Origin of the sequence: Bacillus sp. GMa5/1, from assembly GCF_050172015.1 — a bacterium.
Lineage (GTDB): Bacteria > Bacillota > Bacilli > Bacillales > Bacillaceae_G > Bacillus_A > Bacillus_A cereus.
In genome coordinates this window covers 1-6648 of record NZ_JBNLYC010000202.1, presented here as the reverse complement: position 1 = coordinate 6648, position 6648 = coordinate 1, and the positions used below count along the sequence as shown (strand labels likewise).

Sequence of the window (6648 nt, the reverse complement as noted above, 5' to 3'; positions counted from 1 at the left end):
TCTATTGTCTTCCTATAATATCCATATTATCCTTTACATAAAGGAATTATTTTCATTCCATTTTGAACTATCTATATATATAAAGAAAGATAGTCACCTGTTAGGGAAAGGCTTTCGTATTATAAATATAACAAAAGAAAAAGCACGCTTATAAGCGCACCATAAGAGTGCTTCTTCATACAATTCTCATGTAAGAGTTCTCGAAAATCATGTTAATCATAAAGAAAAGGCATTAGCTCATAAAAGCTAATGCCTTTTCTTTATTCATATTGTTCAGCATTCCATTCTTCTATATTTCATAATTTTGTTATCTACGATTCATAGAAAGAAGGTTCATGTGAGACAATTAAAACCGTTCCTTTGTATTGTTGTAATGCTTCCTATAAAGCCATCTTAGTTTCTACATCCAAATGATTAGTCCGTTCGTCTAAAATTAAAACATCAGCTTTTTCTATTTTTTCATATAAGGAGCTAACACACTTAAAATCTCTTCTTTATCCTTTTTTAATTCGAGTGATGTTAACATATCCATCGTTCTCGGCCTAGGTAATTTCACTTGTACCTCGCCAACTATTGACGCTGGTCTTTGAGATAAAATAAATACGCGATCTGAAAGCAAGATTGCCTCATCTAAGTCATGTGTAACCATAACGATTGTTTGCTTCTCTTGATGCCAAGAGTTTAAAAGCCAGCTATGTACTTCCATTTTTGTAAATGCATCTAATTTACCAAAAGGCTCATCAAGCAGCATAATTGGCTTTTCACATAAATATGTGCGCAGAAAACTAATTCTTTGACGCATACCACCAGACAATTCATCTGGATAATGGTCTGCATATTCATCTAGTTCGAACTGCTTTAATGCTTCCATTCCTTCTGTCAGCCTTTGTTTTTTCGGTTTCCCTTCGATTTCCAATGGAAGAACGATATTTTGCAAAGCTGATCGCCACGGTAGCAATAAATCTTGTTGTGGCATATAACTAACAACATCTTGCTCTTGTACTTGCTTATCGTTATACGTTACGTTCCCGCTTGTTGGTTTTTCAACATTTGCAATCATGTTTAATAATGTGCTTTTCCCGCAACCACTCGGTCCTACAAAGGAAACAAACTCTCCCTCTTGTATAGAGGCACTAATATTCTCTAATACATTCTTTCCGTCGAAAGATTTCACTATATTTTTTATTTGTAATCCGCTCATTTTTCACTTGGAAGGAATTCATTTGTAAAAGCATCTTTTACATCGATTTTCTTTTTAATAACTTTGTTGTCATATAAGAAATTCATGTAATTCGTCCAAATTTCTTCCTTCTGTACTCCCCATGCTTTAGCATCATCTTGATACTTCGTACTTAACCATTTTTGGCTTTCTTGAACTAAATCTTTATTCACATCTGGAACAGCTTTAATTAAAATATCAGCAGCCTCTTTCGGTTCCTTAATTGCAAAATTATAACCTTCTGTCGTTGCACTCATAAACTTTTTCACAAAGTCTTTATCTTGCTTCGTATGTTTTTCACTCGTAATAATAACAGGACTATAGAAATCAAGCGCTGGATCTAAGTCCTTCACCATAATCGTATTTAACTCTTTTCCTTGACGCTTCGCTTCAATACCATCCCAACCGTAATAAATCCATTCGAAATCTGCATCACGGCCAATTGATTTAAAGAAATCTGTTTGTCCTAAGATGATTTTTTCAACTTTATTAAAATCAGCTTGATGTTTATCCATAATCGTCTTTAATGTCGCTTCTTCTGCTGGTCCTCCCCAGCCGCCGTAACGTTTACCTTCAAAATCTTTCGGTGACGTCATATTGTCTTTCTTAAGCGATGCAAACGCTGAAGTGTTATGCTGAATAATCGCTCCTACAGATACAACAGGAATTCCTTCTACACGAGCTAACGTTACATTTTCTTGTGCACTTATTGCGAAGTCTGCTTTTCCTGATGCTATCATTTGCTCTGCTGTTACATTGTCACCTGGTTGAATAATTTCTACATCTAATCCTTGCTTTTTGTAATAATCTTTCGTTTTCGCTACATACAAGCCAGTATGATTCGTATTTGGAAACCAATCTAATACTACTTTTACTTTTTGATCTTTACTTGCACTTTCTTCTTTCTTCGCCGGATTACATCCAGCCACACCTACCGCTACTAAGGCGGCTAACATAACTTTCAAACCTTTTTTCATTTTCTGCCGTCCTTTCTATATATCCATGGTGCTGTTATTCTTGCCATAAACTCTACGATAAAATACAGGCATAATGTCACCATAACGATGATTGCTGCAACACCAAATACTCGGGCAGTCAAAAAGGATTTTGTAGCCCTCGTAAGCATAACGCCTAATCCTTCACTTGCACCGAGCCATTCTCCGATAATTGCCCCCATTACGCTATATGTAACTGCAATTTTTAAACCTGAGAAAAAGTATGGGAGCACTGCTGGAAATTTTACCTTCTGGTAAACTTGCCATTTCGTCGCCTTCATTGTTTGTAACAGTTTCAGCATATTTTTATCTACTGTTTGAAAACCTTCTAAAATACTAAGCGCAATTGGGAAGAAACAAACGAGTATTACGACCATTACTTTCGGCAACATCCCATATCCAAACCAAATAATAAATAGCGGTGCAAGTACAACAATTGGAATTGTTTGCGAAATAACGAGCAATGGATTTATTAAAATACGAAATAACGGTATAACGTCCATAATAATTGCGATACTCGTCCCCAATAAAATTGCAAAGAATAGCCCAATTATAACTTCCTGCAGTGTTTGCATCGTATTTGGTAATAGTAAATCTTTCATCCCAATTAATTCTTGAACAATGGCAGAAGGCTTTGGTAAAATCCACGGTTCGATTTTAAATAATGAAACAGATCCTTCCCATATCGCAATGAGAAGGATAAGCCAAATAGTTGTAATAAGTTTAGATTGCTTCTGGTTTTGCATATTCATCACGGTACTTCCAAACCTTTTCATCTATCGTTACACCAGTGCTTGGACGATAATGGATTTTAATAGAAGTAATCACTTCTTCTGCTCCAGCATCGACGCAAGCTTGTTGCGCACGTTTAACGACATCAAGAAGTACATCTAATTCTCCTTCCAAAGTTGTTTCCATTGCCCCTACTTCATAACGAACTCCCGATTGTTGCACAACTTCAATTGCTTTATCGACAACAGAATATACATCTTTCGTTTTCGCTTGTGGTACTACTGAAAATGACATTGTAACTTGTTGTGACATAATAAAATCCCCCTTATAAAATTAAATTTCAAAAATAAGAAAAGGCTTTCCTACTGCGTAGGAAAGCCTTGTATGCAAGTTATTACAGAATAACATATGCTACATCACTTTAAGTAACTCCCTACGCTGGCATTATCCAGATCAGGTTGAGGGTCGATGTTTACTTACATCCTCTCAGCCAATTGGCTCCCCGGTCCTTAATTCGTTTTCATTGTAGCATGATTTATTTTATTGAACAAACAAAAGCATGCATAATCATTTCATTATTTTTGGAAAATAACCAACTTTTTCACCATGAGCTAATAACTGCTGTATAAATTCTTTATTAATTGCTGGTACTATCAATTCTTTTTTCTTAATCCATTCATTCGTTCTACGCGTACCCATTACAATTTCAGATTGCTGTGCTCCATCTCCTGCAACTTGAGAAGCAATTAACTCTGCTATTACTTCATTTCCCTTCGCTAATGCAAGTCCGGTATTTACATATTCTGAAAGTGGAACCATTTCAAGATTGTATCCACACTCTCCAATTAGCTGTATAAATTGTTCAAACTCAATTTGATGTGGATGACAAATATGTAACGTCTCTCCTACAATTTGCGCATCTTGTAAATACGATACAATTGATTTACTAGCAAAATCAATTGGTGTGAAATCAACTTTCCACTTCACATTTGGTGCTTTCCCAATTAATAGCATTGTTTTAATAAGACGATAAAATGCGTTTCCTTCAATATTTTGTTGGAACGAACCTGTTTCTGAATGACATGCTAAATTACCTGCACGATAAATATTTCCGCGCAAACCATTTTTCATTGCTTCACGAACAATGTTTTCCGCTTGTAGTTTACTATTTGAATATACATTCTCTAAGTCTACACTGTAATTAAAATCACCAGTTTTCATGTATGTATCCCATTGATCTACCGCTAATTCTAACGGGATACCAATTGTAGAAATAAAATGGAATGTAGCATCTTTCTCCGCTAATGCTAGCATCCGGCTAGTTCCTTGGACATTTATATTTTCAAATTGTTTTACATCTCCAAAATGTCTTACATCTGCACCGCAATGAATTATCGTATCCATCTTAGAACTGATGAACATAAATTCTTCTTCACTCATCCCAAGATACTCTTCTCCCAGATCACCAGCTACGGCCTGTATACGCTGTAACCATTCTTCACATATATCATTAAAGTAGCCTGTTAATGTATCTATAATTCTTTGCTGCACATCTTTCGTTGGTCTTACTAAACAATAAATAGTAGCAGATGTATCTCTCAACAATTCATATAATATGTGTGATCCTAAATAACCAGTAGCTCCTGTTAAAAAGACATTTGAAATCTGGGTTTCTTCCAAAACGTTTGCATACGTGATAGTATCTGGCTCGTGAATCACTTTATATTCACGAAATACTTCTTCTTTCTCTACTTTTACTTCTCGCTCAATTCGAGCTAATCCATATATCGTTCTTTCTTTAAAGAAATCTTGAATTGTTAAATGTGAGAAATCTTCTTTTAACAATGTTAAGACTCGTAATACTTTTAATGAATGTCCACCAATTGTAAAGAAATCATCATGCACTCCAACTTTTGAAATTCCTAATACTTCCGCCCAGGCGTTCGCTATTTGTTTTTCTTCTTTATTAGAAGGTGCAACATATTCTTGTAGCCGAACCGGTTCATACTTTTCTTCTAACTGAGCTAACTTCTTAACATCAATCTTTTTATTAGGTGTAAGTGGTAATTCATTAATATAAATTAGTTTAGATGGCACCATATAATCTGGTAATTGCTCTTGTAACTGATAAACTAATTCTGGTATTTCTTTTTTATTTAAAGTTGTATAGAACGCGATTAAATATTGGCTACCTTCCTTACTCTTCTTAGCAAAAACAGCATTTTCTTTTATATTATGATTTTGAGAAATTTTACTTTGGATTTCTCCTAGTTCAATACGATGTCCTCTAATTTTTACTTGATCATCTTTCCGATGTAAAAACTCTATATTTCCATCCTCTAGCAACTTAACGATATCACCTGTTTTATATATATTAACTATAGGATTAAAAGGGTTCGGAATAAAAGCTTCAATTGTTTTATTAGGCTTATTAAAATACCCTTTTGCTAATCCCACTGAATCTATATATAATTCACCAGGTACACCAATTGGACAAAGATTCATATTCTCATCCAAAATCATAACTTGATAATTAGCACATGGTTTACCAATGGGAATACTCGCAACATCCTCATTTAACTGACTAGGTATTTTATAGGTTGTCGTCACTACAGTACATTCTGTCGGTCCGTATACATTATAAATTTCAACATTTGTACCTATTCTTTCTCTCCACAATTTAATAACCTCTACAGGCAACATTTCACCACCAATCGCAATTCTTTTTAGGGAAGCTAGCTTATATATATCTTCTTCTGCTAAATAAGTTGCTACTTGTCGAACAAAAATTGTTGCTAATGCCAAGATTGAAGTTGCTTTCACTTTATAGATTGCATTTGCAAATGCCTCTACAGACAATCGCTCTTCCTCTAATAGTACATACAAGTTTCCTCCGCAGAATAAAGAAGCAAATGACTCCCATACAGAAGCATCGAAACTAAAGGAAGGAAATTGAGCAAATATATCCTCTTCTGTCAATTCATATTGCTTTTTCATCCAAGTGTACAGATTAACAACGCCTCTATGTGCTAACATCGTTCCCTTTGGATTCCCTGTTGAACCCGATGTATAAATCATATAAGCTACATCATCACAATGAATAGACAACTTTACATCTATATCTTCATAAGTTTCACTATCATACAATGAAACTGTTTGAACCCCATCACATGTTATAGGCGTCTCTTTCATCAATATAACTTTCGCTTGGCTATCTTGAATAATGTACTGTATTCTACTTTCCGGATAATCTGGATCAATCGGAACATACGCTGCACCAGCTTTTAATATAGCTACCATACTTACTACTGTGTCTATGCTACGTTTCATAAATATTCCAACATAGTCTCCTAATTGGACGCCGTTTTTAATTAACATATGAGCTATTTGATTACTTTTTTTATTTAGCTCCTCATAAGTTAAAGTACCTTCCCTTGAAGATAAAGCTATACGATTTGGAAATTGAGTAACAGTATTATAGAACATATCGACGATACTTTTCTCAGGATATACTGCTGTCGTATCATTCACTTGACTATAAAGTGCCATCTCGGCCTCTGTAATAATATTAAAATGTTTTATATACTTATTAGTATTTTGTGATATATCAACTAAAACACCTTGTATTTGTTGTGCATAACGAGTAATCGTTGTCTCTTTCCAATTAACACTATTAAATATTATTTCTACACTTTGCATATT

General features: G+C 34.6%; 5 protein-coding genes and 1 riboswitch. All 5 genes read right to left on the bottom strand.

Annotated features, from left to right (window positions below):
• Positions 1-451: 451 nt before the first annotated feature.
• Positions 452-1201, bottom strand: coding sequence for an ABC transporter ATP-binding protein (locus tag ACQGSG_RS25275; protein ID WP_000016084.1), 750 nt, complete (start codon positions 1199-1201; stop codon positions 452-454).
• Positions 1198-2196 carry an ABC transporter substrate-binding protein gene (locus ACQGSG_RS25270; RefSeq protein ID WP_000715568.1) on the bottom strand — a complete coding sequence of 333 codons (999 nt, stop codon included), beginning with the start codon at positions 2194-2196 and terminating at the stop codon, positions 1198-1200. The genes ACQGSG_RS25275 and ACQGSG_RS25270 overlap by 4 nt, the downstream gene beginning before the upstream one ends.
• Positions 2193-2966 (bottom strand): ABC transporter permease, encoded by a 774-nt coding sequence (locus ACQGSG_RS25265; RefSeq protein ID WP_001057166.1) that lies wholly within the window; start codon positions 2964-2966, stop codon positions 2193-2195. The genes ACQGSG_RS25270 and ACQGSG_RS25265 overlap by 4 nt, the downstream gene beginning before the upstream one ends.
• Positions 2938-3258 (bottom strand): MTH1187 family thiamine-binding protein, encoded by a 321-nt coding sequence (locus ACQGSG_RS25260; protein WP_000082906.1) that lies wholly within the window; start codon positions 3256-3258, stop codon positions 2938-2940. Before ACQGSG_RS25260 ends, ACQGSG_RS25265 begins: the two co-directional genes overlap by 29 nt.
• A gap of 101 nt (positions 3259-3359) precedes the next feature.
• Positions 3360-3461: riboswitch (TPP riboswitch) on the bottom strand.
• Between the two features lie 52 nt (positions 3462-3513).
• Positions 3514-6648: amino acid adenylation domain-containing protein (locus ACQGSG_RS25255; protein WP_426948282.1), on the bottom strand; the 3135-nt coding region annotated here is incomplete at its 5' end.